Raw genomic sequence first — 16,586 nt, forward strand, 5'->3', positions numbered from 1 at the left:
GTTCAGCGCCTGGCTGCGCCAGCGCTTCATTGTCGTGGAAAGCAAAACCTGATTTCAACCCACCTGTATGGACCGAAGAACTAGCATGTCCGTAGCCTCGGCTGTCGCCTACATCAAGCGCATGCGCGGCGATGATGCCTTTCGTCAAGCCGGCCGGGAATTCCTGAAGCAGGAAGGATTCGAATTCGCGACGGAAGACTTCCGCAAGGCGCAGGACGCCATCTATGCCGCGTATGACATCACCCCCATGTAAGCTGACGGCAGCCCCCACGTCCCAGGAGAACGAACCATGAGCACGCCCGCAGAGCAACTTCGCGTCGCCGTCGCCACCAAGAACCAGAGCCAGATCGACCTGCACTTCGGCCACGCCGACGAATTCAGCATCTACCTCATCGATCAGGGGCAACCCGTGTTTTGCGAAAAGCGTCTGGTCGAACATTACTGCCAGGGCGGCCACGGCGACGAGGACAAGCGCGAGGTCATCCTGCGCGCCCTCGCCGATTGCCGCGCGCTGTTCGCCGCTCGCATCGGCGACGGCCCGAAATCGCGCCTGGCGGATGCCGGGATCGAGCCGGTGGACGACTATCCCTATGGCGCGATCGAGGAATCGATCCGTTCGTGGCTGGATGGCGGCGCCAGGGCCGGCTGATCGCCGGCGCCGGCAAGCGGAACCAAGGCGGCGGCGCCCGGTCGAACCGGCGCCGCCTTCCGGATGCCGTCCATGCCCGACCTGTTCACCTTCGACAACAGCTATGCCCGCGACCTTGCCGATTTCTGCGTCCGCTGGCCGCCGGCGGCCGCCTCGCGACCGACGCTGCGTTTCCTGAACCGCGAGCTGGCGCGCGAACTGGGCGCCGACCCGGCGGCGCTGGCGAGCGAAGACGGCGTCGCCGCGCTGGTCGGCAACCGCGTCCCGCAAGGCGCCGAGCCGGTCGCCCAGGCTTACGCCGGCCACCAGTTCGGCGGTTTCTCGCCGCAACTGGGCGACGGCCGCGCGTTGTTGCTGGGCGAAGTCATCGACCGCGCGGGGCGCCGGCGCGACATCGCTTTCAAGGGTTCCGGGCGCACGCCGTTCTCGCGCGGCGGCGACGGCAAGTGCGCGCTCGGTCCGGCGCTGCGCGAGGCGCTGATCGGCGAGGCGATGCACGCGCTGGGCATTCCCACGACGCGCGCCGTCGCCGTCGTCGCCACCGGCGATCCGGTGCGCCGCGAACGGGCGCTGCCCGGCGCCGTGCTGACCCGCGTCGCCGCCAGCCACGTGCGCGTCGGCACCTTCGAGTTCCTGGCCCAGCATTTTGGCGAAGTGGCGGTCAGACGCTTGGCCGATTACGTGATCGCCCGCCATGGCGGGCCCCGGGAAAGCTCCGGCCAACCCTACCGCGACCTGCTGCAGGCGGTCGCCGAACGGCAAGCCGAACTGGTCGCGCGCTGGCTCGGCGTCGGCTTCATCCACGGCGTGATGAACACCGACAACATGACGATCTCCGGCGAGACGATCGACTACGGCCCCTGCGCCTTTCTCGAAGCCTACGACCCGGCCGCCGTCTTCAGTTCGATCGACCACCAAGGCCGCTACGCCTACGGCCGCCAGGCGGCGATCGCGCAGTGGAACCTCGCTCGCTTCGCCGAAACCCTGCTGCCACTGCTCGACGCCGAGCAGGAGCGGGCCGTCGCCATTGCCACGGATATCATCGCGGCCTTCCCGGACCGCCACGCCGCCGCCTGGCTGGACGTCTTCCGGGCCAAGCTGGGGATCGACGAGCGCGGCGACGCCGCCGATGACCGCCGCCTGATCGAGGATTTCCTCGCCCTGCTGCAAGCCGGCAAGAACGATTTCACCCTCGCCTTCCGTGCGCTTTATGAGCTTGCCACCGGCAGCACGCCGGACCTGATCGCTGGCGAAGCGCGCTTTACCGCCTGGCTCGCCCGCTGGCAAGCCCGCCAGCCGCAGCGCCCGCCGGGGCTGCTGGCGGCGATGCGGACCGCCAACCCGCTGTACATCGCGCGCAACCATCAGGTCGAGGCCGCCCTCGACGCCGCCGTAGACGGCAACGACTTCGCCCCGTTCGAACGCCTGCGCGAGGTCGTCCGCGCCCCGTTCGACGCCCGCCCTGCAGCCGCCGCCTACGCCACCCCGGCGCCCGCCGCCTTCAGCGACAGCTACCGGACTTTCTGCGGCACCTGAAAATCCCGACCCGGCCAGGGGAATTACGAACGCATAAACCGCTCGCGTATAAGCATTTGCTGTGCTTTAATGTACAAAACTTTACAAAAACCCCCGCGGAGGCAAATTCATGAAGACCTTGACTTGCCTGTTGTCCGGCATCCTGCTTTCGCTGTCCGTCGCCGCAGCCGATACCCCGACCTTCATCGAACAACCGATCACCCGCGAACTCTTCGAGCAGATCCGCAGCGGCGGTTTCGTCCTCTACATGCGTCACGGCAATACCGACAACAGCCACGCCGACCGTTTTCCGGCGGTGGATCTCAGCGACTGCTCGACCCAGCGCCTGCTTTCCGACGCCGGCCGCCAACTGATGCGCGACATCGGCCGCCATCTGCGCAGCGCGAAGTTGCCACTCAACCGCGTGCTGGTCAGTCCGATGTGCCGCACCCGGGAATCGGCCCAACTGGCAATCGGCGAAGCGTTCGAAATCAGCGAACCGCTGATGTATTCGGCCAACATGACCAGCGAGCAAAAGCAGCCGCGGATCGCCGCCCTGAAAAAGCTGCTTGCCGAACCGGTGAAAGCCGGCGGCAACACGCTGATCATCGCCCACGCCCCCAATCTCGACGATCTGATCGGCTTCTTCGTCAAACCAGAAGGCACCATCGTCGTCTTCCGGCAAACCGGCAACGCCGGTTACGAATACGCCGCCAGCATCCACCCGGCCGACTGGCCCGGCCTGCTCAAGTGATGCGGCGATGGAAAACTTCCTCCGTCGCGGCGGTCGGCGCACCCTGACCCTGATCATCCTGCTGCCGCTGTTGCTGGTCGGCGGCAGCGCGATGATCTTCAACCTGAGCACGGTGTACAGCCTGAAGCAGCAGCAGGCCGACGACAACGCCGAACAGCGCGAACTGCTGGCCCTGCTCAACGAAGCCACCGCGCTCAGCGAAACGCTCGCCGCCAAGCAACTGAAAGTCAGCGAAACCCTCGGCCTCGCCCGCGACGGCAAAATGGCCGAAGCGGCTCTCTACCGCAGCCATGCCAGCCTGGTCGACCAGATGGCGGCGCTCGACCGCCGCGTCACCGACCTCGCCGAACACACGCGGCGCCTGGTGATTCCGGAGCGCGAGGCGCAGGCCCTGATCGAGGACTTTCAGGGCTACCGCAATTACGTGGTGATGGCCTCCGACATCGCCGCCATCGATCCCGGCACCGCCAGCCGCCACATCGACCAGGCGCGCGCCCATTTCATCGCCTTTGCCGAACATGCTCACCACCTCGCCCTCGTCCTCGGCAAACGCGTCGAGGCACGCAACGAGGCGGCCACCAGCGCCTTCGCCAGACACTTCGCCAGCGTCCGCCTGACCGTCATCGCCGGCATGCTCGCCATGCTGGCGCTGGCGCTGCTGATCGCCAACTACTTCAGCCGCCGGATGTCGCTGCTCGCCGAGGGCATGATGAGCCTCGCCGCGAGCCGCGAAAGCCCGGCGCCGCTACCAGAAATCGAACGCCTGGCACGCCGCAAGCACGGCGAAATCGCGCCGCTGGCGGCGGCCGTTCTCGATTTCCGTCAGGCCCTGCTCGACCGCCACGACGCCGAAAAACAACTGCGTGACTACCAGCAAAATCTGGAAAGCCTGGTCGAACAGCGCACCGCCGAAGTGAACCAGGCGCGGCTCGCTGCCGAAACCGCCAACCGCGCGAAGAGCGCCTTCCTGGCCAACATGTCGCACGAAATCCGGACGCCGATGAACGCCATTCTCGGCCTCACCCACCTGATGCGGCGTGACGCGGTGCTGCCGCGGCAGTTCGAACACCTCGACAAGATCGGCGACGCCGCCCAGCACCTCTTGGGCATCATCAACGACATCCTCGATTTCTCGAAGATCGAATCCGGCAAGCTCGCCCTGGAAAACGCCGACTTCGACCTCGACGGCCTGTTCCGCAGCATCCACGTGCTGATCGGCGACAAGGCGGCGGACAAGAATCTGGAAGTCGTCACCCGCATCGATCCGGCACTGCCGATGATGCTCTGCGGCGACCGCATGCGGCTCGGCCAGATCCTGCTCAACTTCGCCAACAACGCGGTCAAGTTCACCGAGCACGGCGTCGTCAGCCTGCGCGCCCGCAAGGTCGATACTCCGCGGCCGGAGGAAATTCGCATCCGCTTCGAAATCAGCGACACCGGCATCGGCATCACCCCGGAGCAGCAGTCGCGCCTGTTCCAACCCTTCGAGCAGGCCGACCTGTCGACCACCCGCAACTTCGGCGGCACCGGTCTCGGTCTGGCCATTTCCCGGCGTCTCGCCGAATTGATGGGCGGCCGCGTCGGCGTCACCAGCGCGCCGGACCAGGGCAGCACCTTCTGGGCGGAGATTCCCTTCCAGCCCGCCCGGAGTCCGGCTGCGCAAATCCAAGCGGGCCGCGGCATCGAGCGCCGCCTGCGCGTCCTCGTTGTCGACGACCTCGACGAAGCGCGCGACGCGCTGGTCGACATGCTGCTCATGCTGCAGTTGCAGGGCGCCAGCGTCAGCGGCGGCCAGCAGGCGATCCAGCAAGTCGCCGCCGCCGCACAACGCGGCCAGCCCTTCGACCTCGTCCTGCTTGACTGGAAAATGCCCGGCCTCGACGGCATCGAGACGGCACGACAGATCCAGGCGCTGCATCTGCCGCGCCCGCCGTTGATGATCCTGGTCACCGCTTACGGCCGCGACGAACCGGCCGATCAACTGCACGATGCCGGCATCCGCCTCAGCCTGAGCAAGCCGGTCACCCCTTCAACCTTGCACGACGCGATCCTCGAATCCTTGAGCGGCGAAGCGACCACCCAGCCGCTGCCGGTCAGCGCACTCGATCTTGGCCGTTTGCGGGGACGCCGCGTGCTGCTGGCGGAAGACAACCCGATCAACCAGGAGGTCGCACTCGAATTGCTGCGTGAGGTCGGCCTCGCCGTCGACCTCGCCGAGGATGGCCTGGCTGCTGTCGAACTGGCCAGGAAAAACACCTACGACTTGATCCTGATGGACATGCAGATGCCGCGTCTCGACGGCATCGCCGCCACCATCCAGATCCATCGCCTGCCCGGCGCCAGCGAAACGCCGATCCTGGCAATGACCGCCAATGCCTTCGCCGAAGACCGCCAGGCCTGCCTCAATGCCGGCATGGCCGACCACGTGGCGAAGCCGGTCGATCCCGAGCAGCTCTACAGCACCATGCTGCGCTGGCTGCCGGCGCAAGCGCTGACCGCTCCCGCCGCAAGCAGCGCCGCCGATCCCGAAGTCCAGGATCAGATTGCCCGCCTCAAGCAGATGCTTGGCGGCATCGAAGGACTCAACGTCGACGCCGGGCTGCGCGCCGTACACGGCAAGCTGGCCACCTACCGCCGGGTCATCGAACTCTTCATTGCCACCCACGCCGACGATGCCAGCCGCCTGCGCGAACTGATCCTCGCCGGTCAGCTCCGCGAGGGCGAACAACTCGCCCACGCCCTCAAGGGTTCCGCCGCCAACCTCGGCGCCGGCGAAATCCGCTATCTCGCCGAACGCATCGAACAAGCCCTGCGGCGCAGCGAGATTCACGAAGCGGAAGTCGTCCTCAGCATGCTCGAAATCAAGCTACCGATGATGGTTTCGGCGCTCGCCGGCAAACGCGAAAGCACTACAGAAGGAGACGCTAATCTAGCAAGAGAGGTATGATGAATTATTTTTTCATCACACAGACACCATGAATCGCCACCTCCCTCCCCTGCTTGCCGCCGCCCTGATCACCGTCAGCCCGGGGCTGGCCGCCCATGACGATTTCGCAGCCACCTTTGCCGCCAAGGCCAAAGCCGACATCAATTTTGCCCAGCTAATGCAGATCATGCAGCGCGCCACGTCGATGATCCTCGATGGCATCCTGGCCGAGAACAAGGAAATGACGGTACTCGGCGCCCATCTCCTTGACGCTCACCCGGCACCGGCCCAGGGCCCCGGCGCCGCCATGGTCCCGGAACAGCGGGAAGCCTTCAAGAATGTGATGCCCGCCTACGACAAGGTCTTCCACAGCGCGACCGAGCGCCTGTCGGTCGCCGCCAGCCAGGGACAGTGGCCGCAAGCCTACGCCGACTACCGGGAAATCATGGACGCCTGCATGGCCTGTCACGAAACCTGGCGCCCGCACGCGCTTTCCCGCCAGCAGACTGCCGGCAAGCGCTAGCCACCCGCCACCGGCGGTGAACAGGCCCGGTCCACGCACCGCCAGGCGGCGATAAACGCCGGCCACGCACCTGGCTTGTGCCGGTTTTGACCTGGTGTTCCGTTAGTGGCTGCGATCACTCCTGATGGAACAGATGTTGCATGATTGTGCGCACTGCTTCCCGGGAGATGATCATGGACCCCCGACTGACCGAAGAAACCCTGTTCTGGATCCGGCTGGCCGCTTTCGCTCACCTGTCCGAACAGATCCTCTGCTCCGGCGCCAGCGTTGCCGATGCCGAGGAACTGTTGTTCGGCTGGTCGCTGCCCGGAGCCCTGCCTGCGACCTACGCCTGCCTGACCGGCGGTGTCGCTTACGCGACCAATCCGGGCTGATTCAGGTAGTGCCGGAATGCGGCTGCAGATCGAGTGCCGCGCGCGGCAAGTGATTGGCGCGCGCATCCCTGACCCAGCGGATAGCCGCCAGCCGGCGGAACAAACCGGCCGGCACCAACAGCCGGGTCATCAGATGGATCGCCGGTTCGGGTACCGGCAGCCCGGCGCCGAGCGCGGCACCGGCCAGGCGTAAGGCGCGGATCGGCCGGCGCAGCAGCAGCGGGTGATCGTCGATCGGCCGACCATGGATGATTTCTCCGGCACCGAGCGCCAGTCCCCCGCCCCAAGCCAGTCCGTGCTGTTCGGCAAAATGCCGTAACTGGCGCAGCGCGCTGCGGTTATGGACAGCTTCCGGGTAGCCGCAGTTGAGGATGCCGACCAGACGGCGCGGCCCAACGTCAAGCGCCGCGAGTTGCCGACCGAGGCGTTCGAGGGCGCGGGTCGTCAGGTAGGGCAAACCATCGACGTAGAGCGGCGCTGAGACGACCAGCAGATCGGCCGCCAGCATTGTTGCCAGCGCCCGCTCGGCGGCCGCACCGGGCTTGATGAAGGCGGCTGCGTGCAGCAGCGTGCAACGCGTTCCCTTATCCTCCAGCGCCGCCGCCAGCCCGCGCGCCAGCGCTTCCGAGGTGCTGCCGCCCTTGGGTCGGGCGCTGCCGATGAAAATCGCCGCCGTTGCCGGCGCCGCCAGCGGCGGCCCGGGATCGGCACGGCAGACTGCGGCGAGCGCGTCGGCGGCGGGGGCCGGGAAGACGTCACCGACATCGGCGGCCAGCGCGCTGTCCAGCGCGGCGGCGAGTTGCGCAGGACAGTCGTCGGCCTGCGGCGAGACGATGCGGCAGACATAGCGCGAAGCCAACAGGTTGATCGCGTTACCGCCGGCGTACTCGCGGAAAGTCGTCGAGGTCGCGTCGTCGCTGCGGTCGCTGAGGCCGAGGAAAAGCATCGGCGGGTAATCCCGGTAGCGCGGCCGATGCCGGGTCAGGCCGTCGCGCTTGGTGAAGAAGGGATGCACCAGGCCGATCAGGCGGTCGACGGCCTTTTTCAGATCGGCGCTGTAACCGCCAAAGACGACCGGCGACAGGAAGATGACCAGGCGAGCGTTGCGCATGGCGCAGGCGATCTCCTGCGCCGCATCGCGGGTGCGGCAAATGCCCGGGGTGCGCGTCCAGCAATCGAAATCGCCGGTGCATGGCGCCAGATTGATGCCGGCCAGGGCGAAGTGGCTGACCGAAAGAGCGCGCCCGGCGACCAGTTGCCGCAGTTGCTGGCTGACCGGATGACTGGCGGCGCAACCATCAAGAATGACGATATCCATGGGCGGCGGCGAAAGAACATAACGCCAGCATTCTTTCACCGGCGACCGTCGATGTATACCCCGGGCATACCCCAGGCATCAGGCGGCGAGTTGGTGTACCAGTTCGCGCAAGGCCGCCTGCTCGCGCGACGGCTGGAAAAGTTCGGCGCGTGCCGCCACCGCGGCCCGCAGCCGGACCAGCAGGCCGTCGGCAGCACCCTGGCTGCGCCGCAGTTCGCGCAGGCATTCAGCCAGCGCGGCGCTGTCGCCGCAGGGGAAATAGCCCGGATAATCGGCACCGAGCAGGCCGATGTTACCGTCCACCGCCGAGGCGAGCACCGGCGTGCCGCAGGTGATGGCTTCGATGACGACGTTGGCGCCGCCTTCCATCCGGCTCGGATGGACCAGCAGATGCGCCCGCTGGATCGCCCGCCGCGCCGCCGCATGGGGCTGCGCCCCGAGCCAGCGGTAGGCGGGACAGTCGGCCATGGTCGCCGCGGCGGCGGCACCGAGCGCCGGATCGAGGACGCCGCCGAGATGGCGGATGTGGATATCGCGCGCTCCAGCCAGTTGGCGGGCGGCGGCGAACAGTGTCTCCGGGGACTTTTCCGGGCGCAGATGGCCGACCGCCACGACATTGAGATGGCGCCCGGTCTTGGCCGGCGTGCGTCGGGCGGGCGCCGATTGCAGGATGACCCGCGCCTTGCCACGCACTTCCGCCGGCAAGCTGGCGATGCCGCACTCGTGCAGGACGACCAGCGCCTGCGCGGCGTACAACGAGGCGATGGCGGCGGGATCGACGGCGATGTCGCGGTGCAGATCGGTGCCGGTCAGCACCACGGCCAGGCCGTGACTGCCGCGCCGAGCATGCCAGGCGGCAATGGCCGCCGCCGAACGCCGGGCATGCAGGGCGATCATCGCCTGGTCGGCGGCCGCTTCGGCATCCGGCCAATCGCGGACGATGCGCAAGCGCCCTGCCCCGGCCAGCAGACGCTGCCAGCGGCAGGCGGTACGCCAGTTGCCGTTGTTGGCGTCGCCGAGAAAAGGACTGACGATGACGAGGTTCATGGACGGGACCGCGGGACGAAAGCCGCCCATTGTAGCGGCTCGCCTTACCCGGCAGCCGCCGCCCGCCTACTTGCCCGCCTGCTTAACCTGATCGGGAACGAATTTCAGCACGTTGCCGTTGATGCAGTAGCGCTTGCCGGTCGGCGGCGGGCCGTCGTCGAAGACGTGGCCGAGGTGGATGCCGGAGCTGGCGCTGCGCACCTCGACCCGGCGCATGCCGTGGCTGACATCGACATGCTCGGTCAGCGCGCCGGGCAGCGGATTGAAGAAGCTGGGCCAGCCGGTGCCGCTGTCGAACTTGGTGTCGCTGCGGAACAACGCGGCGCCGGTGATCGGATCGACGAAGGTGCCGGGCCGCTTCTCGTCGAGGTGCGAACCGGTACCCGGATACTCGGTCCCCTGCTCGAAGGCGATCTTCTGCTGCGCCGGCGTCAGCAGGTGGAAGCCCAGCCATTTCCAGAAGCGTTCCTGGTCGCCGTTGTAGCCGGTATAGCGCGACACTTCCTTGCCCTTCTCGAAGAGGACGATGGTCGGCGTCGCGAACAATGCCTTCTCCAGCGTCCAGCCGACCGGCGGCTGCGGATTGAGCGTGCGCGCGATGGCGACCGGCGATTGCCAGCGGTCGAGCACTTCGGCCTTGAACTTGCGGCAGTAGGCGCAGTCCTCGGCTTCGAAGACGATCAACTGGCGCTGGAAATCGAGCTTCGCCGCGTCCAGCCGGGGCGCCTGGGCGGCGGCCGCCGGCATCGGCGTCGTCGCGGCAACGCCGGCCTGCGGATACTTGACCCCGGTACCGCCCAGCCCGCAGTAACCGTTCGGGTTCTTGACCAGGTAATCCTGGTGGTATTCCTCGGCGCTGTAGTACTTCTGCAGCGGCGCGATCTCGGTGGTGATCGCCCCACGCCCGGCCGCCTGCAAAGCCTTCTGGTAGACATCGCGCGTCTTCAGCGCCAGCGCCTGCTGGACGTCGTTCTGCGTATAGACCGCGCTGCGGTAGTTGCTGCCGACGTCGTTGCCCTGACGGTCGCCCTGGGTCGGGTCGTGGCTTTCCCAGAACTGGATCAGCACCTTTTCCAGGTCGGTCTTGGCCGGGTCAAAAGTCACCTTGACCACCTCGGCGTGGTTGCGCTTGGCCGAACGTCCCCACTGGCGCAACTTTTCCTGCGCCAGCACGGCCTCATAAGTGCCATCGACCTCGCCGTTGGCGTAACCGCTCTCGACATCGACAACGCCGGGCAGCGCCGCCATCCGCTTTTCGGCGCCCCAGAAACAACCCATGCCGAGGACGATGCTCTCGGTGACCGCCGGCATTTTCGGCTTCACCGCCTGGGCGGCGGACGTGGCATCGCCGCAGGCGCCGACCAGCAGCGCGGCGGCCAGCGCGAAAGTGATGCCGTTGAAGACAAGTGTTTGCGAAATCATGACGAAACCTTCCGGACTGCGGCAACCAATGGCGGCGGGATTGCCTTCCGCCTCTCCGTGGACCGGGCCACGAAGGAGTAGTTTCCATTGGTCGCGCCAGCCGGCGCGATTCTTACACAAGCGCCAGCGTTTGGCCGTGACCGTCTGGCTGACACTTCAGCCAACCCGGTTTCCATCGCTCCCCGATTGGTTCATTCAAACCTCCCCGGAGACGAGCCAGTGACAATCGCCGAATTGTTCGCACGAACACATTGACGGCATTGCGCGCCAGAAAAATTTATCGCAAGCTGGCGGTCTCCGCTTACAAAGTTATGCACGAGGCAAGACACGTTGCCCCAGACGCAAATCACCCCATGAACATTCCCGCAGACGCTTCAGCCGCCCCCCTTTGGCCGGGGCCCGATACCACCCTGTCTGTCCGCGACACATTCGGGATCGATTCCGACCTCAGGGTTCCAGCCTTTTCCACCAGATCGGAACACGTTCCCCTGCGCGATGACAGCTATCAATTCGATCCGGAAACCACCCTCGCCATTGTTGCCGGCTTCACCCACAACCGGCGAGTCATGCTGCAGGGATACCACGGTACCGGCAAGTCCAGCCACATCGAGCAGGTCGCGGCCCAGCTCAACTGGCCGTGCCTCCGGATCAACCTGGATAGCCACGTATCGCGCATGGACCTGGTCGGCAAGGACGCCATCGTCGTCAGCAACGGCCAGCAGATCACGGAGTTCCGCCCCGGCATCCTTACTTGGGCCTTGCAGCACCCAACCGCGTTGATCTTCGACGAATATGACGCGGGTCGCCCGGACGTGATGTTCGTCATCCAGCGCGTGCTTGAGGTGGAGGGAAAACTCACCTTGCTGGACCAGAACCGCGTCATTACCCCACATCCGGCCTTCCGCCTCTTTGCCACCGCCAATACCGTCGGCCTTGGCGATGTCAGCGGTCTTTACCACGGCACCCAACCGATCAATCAAGGCCAGCTCGACCGCTGGCACATCGTCGCCACGCTCAATTACCTTGCCCATGACAAGGAGGTCGAAATCGTCCTGTCCAGGATGCCGGAATACGCCACACCGGAAAATCGTGCTCTGGTCTCGGCCATGGTCTCGCTGGCCGACCTGACCCGCACCAGTTTCATGCATGGCGAGTTATCGACGGTGATGTCGCCCCGCACGGTAATCAGCTGGGCCGAAAACACCCGTATCTTCGGCAGTCTGAGCACTGCTTTCCGGCTCACTTTCCTGAACAAGTGCGATGACGCTGAAAAGCCACTGGTCGCCGAATACTTCCAACGCTGTTTTGATCAGGAACTCGCTCTTGAGTCGGGAAACGCCAGCTTCTACTGAGGCAAGACAGCAGGCACTCAACGCCGCCTGTGCCCGTACCTTGGCTGGGCAAGCCGACCTGGTATTGGTCGACAGTCACTGTGCGCTACGTGGCAACGCCGATGCCACCGCTTGCCACATCCGCTATCGACTGCCCGAGACGGCTCGGCAAAACCGACCGCGAGCACTGGGTGGCAGCCTGTTCGATGCTCTCGAAGAAGCGCGCGCCGAAGCACTGGGTGCACGCTGGCTAGCCGGCATTGCCAGCAATCTGGCCTTGCGCCCGGCGCTTCCGGCAAACCCGCGAGATCGCTTGCGGGCCTGGGCCTATGGCATTTTTCTTGGGCAATCGACAAGTTGCCCGGAGGAAGTCGCCAAGGCATTGAGCCTTCTTGCCCGGTACATCGACGACCCGATCGAATTCGCCAATCGGGCCAGCAGCCTGGCCCTGGCACTGGAAAAAAAATTTCCCGCCACATCCAGCCTGGATCCGTCCGGACCAGACCCGAATTCCGTCCCCGCTGCAGATGAGGGGTTTTCCGGGGAAAACAGCCAGGTTGAAGGCAATGAGGAAGATTCGGACGGCGAGCCTCAGGTCGCCGAGTCGCCCCGGGACAGCATCCCCGGCACCGCACCGCCACCTCTACCCGAGGTTCTGATGCGCGACTACCAGGTTTACGACTCGTCCCATGACCGTGTGGTAGATGCCCGCGAGCTCGTCGACGCTGCAGAACTGAATCGTTTGCGTCTGCGTCTCGATGGGGAACTACTGCCTTATCGCGGGCTGGTAACCCGGCTTGCCCACAGGTTGCAGCGCCTGCTGCTCGCACGCCAACGCCGCAACTGGTCGCTGGATCAGGAAGAGGGGCTGCTCGACGCCAGCCGTCTGGCCCGTCTGGTGGCCGACCCCAACCGAACCGAGATATTCCGGATCGAGGAAGACGGGCTGTTCCCCCAAACCTGCGTCACCCTGCTGTTTGACAACTCTGGCTCCATGCGCGGCCATCCCATCACCGTCGCCGCGCTCTGCGCCGACATCCTGGCCCGCGCGCTGGAACGCTGCGGCGTCAAGGTGGAAATATTGGGTTTCACCACTGCAGCTTGGGAAGGCGGCCCCCCCGCGGAACGCTGGACCCAGGCGGGCAGTCCTCCCAGCCCCGGTCGCCTCAACTCGTTGCGCCACATCGTCTACAAATCCATGGATACGCCTTGGCGACGTGCGCGACTGAGCCTGGGGTTGATGTTGAAAGAAGACTTGCTCAAGGAAAACATCGATGGAGAGGCCCTGTGGTGGGCCTGCCAGCGCCTGACAGGAAGGGCGGAAACACGCCGCCTGCTTATCGTCGTCAGCGATGGTGCTCCAATGGATAAAGCCACGCTGACGGCCAACCCCCGCAGTTATCTGGACCAGCATCTGCAGCAAGTCATTTCCTGGGTGGAAAAAAACACCGATATCCAATTGCGAGCCATCGGCATCGGCCATCAGATTGGCCGTTACTACCGGAATTCAATCAGCCTGCGCCAGGTCGATGACTTGGGCACAACACTTGCCAACCATCTGGGCGCATGGCTGGACTGAAGCTCCCGGATAACAGCCGCTGATGCAAAGAACACCGTCCCGCTGCCAGAAACCATCACCCCGCCTGAACGCTTGAAAACTCAGCCTGTCGCCATCGTTGAAAAGTGCATCCTCGGTCGCGGGTGCCACAAGTACGCGTAATCCAGGACCTGCCCCGCCGCCAAAACCGGAAGCGTTCTGATCGGGATGGGAATGGTCAGACTACACTCGTTCTCATCCAGGCAAATATCGCCGTAGACCCGGATGCGCGTATTGATGACTGGAATAGCGTTGCTGGGCAAGGGCGTCGGTAACGTTATCCGACCGGAAAGCGCCGCCTCAGGATTATCCGGCGTCAGTTCGAACACGGTGGCAACGGGATGGCTCCGCGATATTGGCACCTCGTTATTGTCCCTGTGATGGGTGAGCAGCGAAAAATCCAGAGCCACCGCTTCAGGCAAGAACAGACCACCGGGCAGGCGTTGCGGCGCAAGGTTGCGGGTAATCGCCAGCTGGGGTTCGTTCTTCAAGCCGTTCTGCATCGTTTCGGAGACCACCACATGGGGCCGCTTCGCTTCCGGACAACGCCAAGTGGCGGCGTCGGTTCGCACGTAGCCCTCGACATAGTCGGCCAACCCGAGCGTCTCGACAATGCGGCGTGCCGCACTCAGGGAGCGTTCATGAACATCGAGCAGGGTGAAGCCCACTTCGCCCGGCTCAAAGCGGCATGCCAAGGGCAATGCCAACAAGGCGAACGGCCCGCAGCCGGCTTCCAGCAAGCGCAAGCGTTGACCGGGAAAACGTCGTTGCGCCTCGCGTAACGCCGCCTCCACGCCGCGCAGAAATTTACTGGTGCGTGCATATTCCCAAAGGCAACGCGCAGCGCCTTGGAAAGCAATAGCCTTACCGGTGGGCAGAAAGATATCTGTCACCTCGGTCCGGGTGGGTGCCGTGTCATCGTAACCGACGATGCCACTGAGCAGATCGAACAACTGGTGTGCCGCTGCCAGTTGCTCCCCGGGAAAGGCTGATTCGGAAAACAAGGGGGCACAGATATTCCGGAATTCAGCAAGGCGATCGACGGCCACGAATCAATCCGTCCGCGTGTCGATCAGTTTCTGCGCTGCCATATCGTTGAGAAAACACAGGATATCTGCCTCGCAAGTGGCTCGATCGACAGCGAACTCAACGACCAGTCGCTCGCACAGTTCCCTGACGCTGCACGGTTCGGCGATGAGTTCCCAAACCCGCCCACCGATACTGTCCAAACCGTAGTAATTGCCTTGGGCGATGCTCATCATCACTACCTCGCCATCCACCTCGGCACAAATCTGTTCGCGTCCCTGAACAACGACACTGTCCAACTCGACGTTCATCATCTAGCTACTGCTCCCATGTCAATTCCCGCCGCAGTTAACAAGCCCCATGTCCTTGAATCGTTTTCCGACGGAAATCACTCATTGCATAAAGGCGGCGGTTGGATACCACGCCATATACTCTGTCATCACATCGCTCTGTTCGACACGAAATCCGAGAGAGAGATAGAGTTGACGAGCGCGGACATTTGTCCGGTTCACCGCCAGGGTCAGTGGTGCCCTTGACTGTCCGGCGGCGAACTGCATCGCCTTGATCACCGTGACGCCAAATCCGCGCCCCCGTGCCTGAGGGACGAAAGCCAGATCAACCAGCCGAATCTCGTTCGGGCCGAAGTCCACCACGATACGGCCGATGCGCTCGTTGAGGTGTTCCACCACGAAATACATGGCATTCGGAAACATCTCTCCGTAGCCCTGCCCCTGGGCGCGCTGCTGCATGCCGATCAATTCCTCGATGAAATCCGTCTCGGCATCGATCAGGCGTAGATCGTCCCGCGTCGACCGATACAGGGATTCGATAAATCCCTTGTCCTCCGGACGCGCCGGGCGGATGCCCAGATTGTCGGGAAGGGGTGAATTACCCATGAGCATTATTTAATCCCCTGTACATAACTTTGACCAGACAAGTTTATGATAACTTACTATGACATCTCCAAAGTCGGCAATCACCGCAATACAGGAGGAACACATGACCGCCCCAACCGCGCTCGACATCGACAATTTCCTTCCCATGCTGGACCAGGAGTTCAAACTCCCCCTGGAACAAGGAGGCATCCTGCTGCGACTGACTGAAGTCGCCCCCTACCAGCGCAAAGGCGGTTTCAGGGGAGGCCGCGATCCCTTTCATCTAATTTTTCAAGGCCCGCTCGAACTGCCACTGCAACAAGGAACTTACCTGCTCAGCGCAGAGGGTGACTTTGAGCACGCCATATTTCTGGTCCCCGTAGGCCGGGAAGAGACGGCCATGATTTACCAGGCAGTCTTCAACTGAACCTCCCTGTAAGGCATGCATCATGGCATGCCCGAAACTGACGCAGTTGGTCGCTGTTCTTGCCACACCATGAAAAACGATGCGCCGACGGCTTTCCCGGCATCGCCTGGGAGGTTATCGCGACGCACGGCTCACGCGGTGAATGTGGTTTTGCGTGGAGGGCTGGCATTACGTCCTCGATGTCGACGCCACCAAGCCGTTTACCAAGCCGGCGGAGGTTTTATTGATGGAGCTGCCATCCCCCCGCCACCGTTCCAAACTCATCAGGAGAAATGCTATGGCGGATCCATTCCTCGGCCAGATCAGCACTTTCGGGTTCAACTTCGCGCCCCACAACTGGTCGTTCTGCAACGGGGCAATTTTGCCCGTCAATCAAAACCAGGCGCTGTTTAGCCTGCTGTACAACAGCTTTGGCGGCGACGGCAGCAGCACCTTTGCCCTGCCCAACCTGCAAGGCCGGGCACCGATGCATTACAGCGCACAGTTTTCCACGCGCGGCGCTATTGGTGGAAGCGAAACCGAGGCACTCACCATCAATACCATGCCGGCTCACAACCACATGGTGAAGGCCTCCAACGAAGTGGCCAATCTGGCGGTTCCCAATGCCACCTTCTATCTGGCGCAAACACCATCCGGAAAGGCAACCGCCTATGCCCCCTACGCCAGCGGCAGCGCTTCGGTCATGGGGCAGCAGTCGGTCTCCAATGTGGGGGAAGGCACTCCCCACAACAACATGCAGCCCTACCTGGCAATCAATTTCTGTATCGCCATGCAGGGCTATTACCCCAGCCGCAACTGACGA

The 16,586-nt window shown here is 64.1% G+C and carries 17 protein-coding genes; 11 read left to right on the forward strand and 6 right to left on the reverse strand.

Going from position 1 to position 16,586, the window contains the following annotated elements; all coding sequences use genetic code 11:
* The first annotated feature begins 85 nt into the window (after nucleotides 1-85).
* The 7 genes from ACLIIZ_RS04285 (at nucleotide 86) to ACLIIZ_RS04315 (ending at nucleotide 6,741) form a co-directional block, all read left to right on the forward strand.
* Nucleotides 86-253, forward strand: coding sequence for a hypothetical protein (locus ACLIIZ_RS04285; RefSeq protein WP_416690956.1), 168 nt, complete (start codon nucleotides 86-88; stop codon nucleotides 251-253).
* Nucleotides 254-289: 36 nt separating this feature from the next.
* Nucleotides 290-649, forward strand: a complete 360-nt coding sequence (locus ACLIIZ_RS04290; RefSeq protein WP_416690957.1) for a NifB/NifX family molybdenum-iron cluster-binding protein — start codon at nucleotides 290-292, stop codon at nucleotides 647-649.
* A gap of 72 nt (nucleotides 650-721) precedes the next feature.
* Complete coding sequence (locus ACLIIZ_RS04295) at nucleotides 722-2,185, forward strand: protein adenylyltransferase SelO (protein ID WP_416690958.1); 1,464 nt, start codon at nucleotides 722-724, stop codon at nucleotides 2,183-2,185.
* Between the two features lie 109 nt (nucleotides 2,186-2,294).
* Nucleotides 2,295-2,918 carry a histidine phosphatase family protein gene (locus tag ACLIIZ_RS04300; protein WP_416690959.1) on the forward strand — a complete coding sequence of 208 codons (624 nt, stop codon included), beginning with the start codon at nucleotides 2,295-2,297 and terminating at the stop codon, nucleotides 2,916-2,918.
* 7 nt (nucleotides 2,919-2,925) lie between these two features.
* On the forward strand, nucleotides 2,926-5,865 hold the full coding sequence (locus tag ACLIIZ_RS04305) for a hybrid sensor histidine kinase/response regulator (RefSeq protein ID WP_416690960.1): 2,940 nt from the start codon (nucleotides 2,926-2,928) through the stop codon (nucleotides 5,863-5,865).
* 28 nt (nucleotides 5,866-5,893) lie between these two features.
* Nucleotides 5,894-6,367 (forward strand): hypothetical protein, encoded by a 474-nt coding sequence (locus ACLIIZ_RS04310; RefSeq protein WP_416690961.1) that lies wholly within the window; start codon nucleotides 5,894-5,896, stop codon nucleotides 6,365-6,367.
* Between the two features lie 173 nt (nucleotides 6,368-6,540).
* Nucleotides 6,541-6,741, forward strand: coding sequence for a hypothetical protein (locus ACLIIZ_RS04315; RefSeq protein ID WP_374327886.1), 201 nt, complete (start codon nucleotides 6,541-6,543; stop codon nucleotides 6,739-6,741).
* Nucleotide 6,742: 1 nt separating this feature from the next.
* Here ACLIIZ_RS04315 and ACLIIZ_RS04320 read toward each other — a convergent pair whose 3' ends face one another.
* The 3 genes from ACLIIZ_RS04320 to msrA all read right to left on the reverse strand — a co-directional run bounded on the left by ACLIIZ_RS04320 (nucleotide 6,743) and on the right by msrA (nucleotide 10,528).
* Complete coding sequence (locus ACLIIZ_RS04320) at nucleotides 6,743-8,059, reverse strand: NAD(P)H-dependent oxidoreductase (protein ID WP_416690962.1); 1,317 nt, start codon at nucleotides 8,057-8,059, stop codon at nucleotides 6,743-6,745.
* Nucleotides 8,060-8,137: 78 nt separating this feature from the next.
* Entirely contained in the window at nucleotides 8,138-9,106 is a 969-nt protein-coding gene (senB, locus tag ACLIIZ_RS04325) for a selenoneine biosynthesis selenosugar synthase SenB (protein ID WP_416690963.1), read from the reverse strand.
* Between the two features lie 66 nt (nucleotides 9,107-9,172).
* Nucleotides 9,173-10,528 carry a peptide-methionine (S)-S-oxide reductase MsrA gene (msrA, locus tag ACLIIZ_RS04330; RefSeq protein ID WP_416690964.1) on the reverse strand — a complete coding sequence of 452 codons (1,356 nt, stop codon included), beginning with the start codon at nucleotides 10,526-10,528 and terminating at the stop codon, nucleotides 9,173-9,175.
* 353 nt (nucleotides 10,529-10,881) lie between these two features.
* On the opposite strand from msrA, the gene ACLIIZ_RS04335 reads away from it, so the two are divergent.
* Together ACLIIZ_RS04335 and ACLIIZ_RS04340 are read left to right on the forward strand one after the other, a co-directional pair.
* Nucleotides 10,882-11,880 (forward strand): AAA family ATPase, encoded by a 999-nt coding sequence (locus ACLIIZ_RS04335; protein WP_416690965.1) that lies wholly within the window; start codon nucleotides 10,882-10,884, stop codon nucleotides 11,878-11,880.
* On the forward strand, nucleotides 11,789-13,438 hold the full coding sequence (locus ACLIIZ_RS04340; RefSeq protein ID WP_416690966.1) for a cobaltochelatase CobT-related protein: 1,650 nt from the start codon (nucleotides 11,789-11,791) through the stop codon (nucleotides 13,436-13,438). The genes ACLIIZ_RS04335 and ACLIIZ_RS04340 overlap by 92 nt, the downstream gene beginning before the upstream one ends.
* Before the next feature lie 80 nt (nucleotides 13,439-13,518).
* Here the strand turns inward: ACLIIZ_RS04340 and ACLIIZ_RS04345 are convergent, their stop codons facing one another.
* From ACLIIZ_RS04345 to ACLIIZ_RS04355, 3 genes are all read right to left on the reverse strand, one after another.
* Entirely contained in the window at nucleotides 13,519-14,505 is a 987-nt protein-coding gene (locus tag ACLIIZ_RS04345) for an SAM-dependent methyltransferase (RefSeq protein WP_416690967.1), read from the reverse strand.
* Nucleotides 14,506-14,508: 3 nt separating this feature from the next.
* Nucleotides 14,509-14,796, reverse strand: coding sequence for a lasso peptide biosynthesis PqqD family chaperone (locus ACLIIZ_RS04350; RefSeq protein ID WP_416690968.1), 288 nt, complete (start codon nucleotides 14,794-14,796; stop codon nucleotides 14,509-14,511).
* 78 nt (nucleotides 14,797-14,874) lie between these two features.
* Complete coding sequence (locus ACLIIZ_RS04355; RefSeq protein ID WP_416690969.1) at nucleotides 14,875-15,384, reverse strand: GNAT family N-acetyltransferase; 510 nt, start codon at nucleotides 15,382-15,384, stop codon at nucleotides 14,875-14,877.
* A 97-nt stretch (nucleotides 15,385-15,481) separates the two neighbouring features.
* Between ACLIIZ_RS04355 and ACLIIZ_RS04360 the strand changes: the two genes are divergently transcribed.
* Both ACLIIZ_RS04360 and ACLIIZ_RS04365 read left to right on the forward strand, forming a co-directional pair.
* Nucleotides 15,482-15,784, forward strand: a complete 303-nt coding sequence (locus tag ACLIIZ_RS04360; protein WP_416690970.1) for a DUF6916 family protein — start codon at nucleotides 15,482-15,484, stop codon at nucleotides 15,782-15,784.
* 277 nt (nucleotides 15,785-16,061) lie between these two features.
* Entirely contained in the window at nucleotides 16,062-16,583 is a 522-nt protein-coding gene (locus ACLIIZ_RS04365; RefSeq protein ID WP_416690971.1) for a phage tail protein, read from the forward strand.
* The last annotated feature ends 3 nt before the right edge of the window (nucleotides 16,584-16,586 follow it).

Origin of the sequence: Azonexus caeni (assembly GCF_048146105.1) — a bacterium.
Taxonomy (GTDB): Bacteria; Pseudomonadota; Gammaproteobacteria; order Burkholderiales; family Rhodocyclaceae; genus Azonexus; species Azonexus aromaticus_B.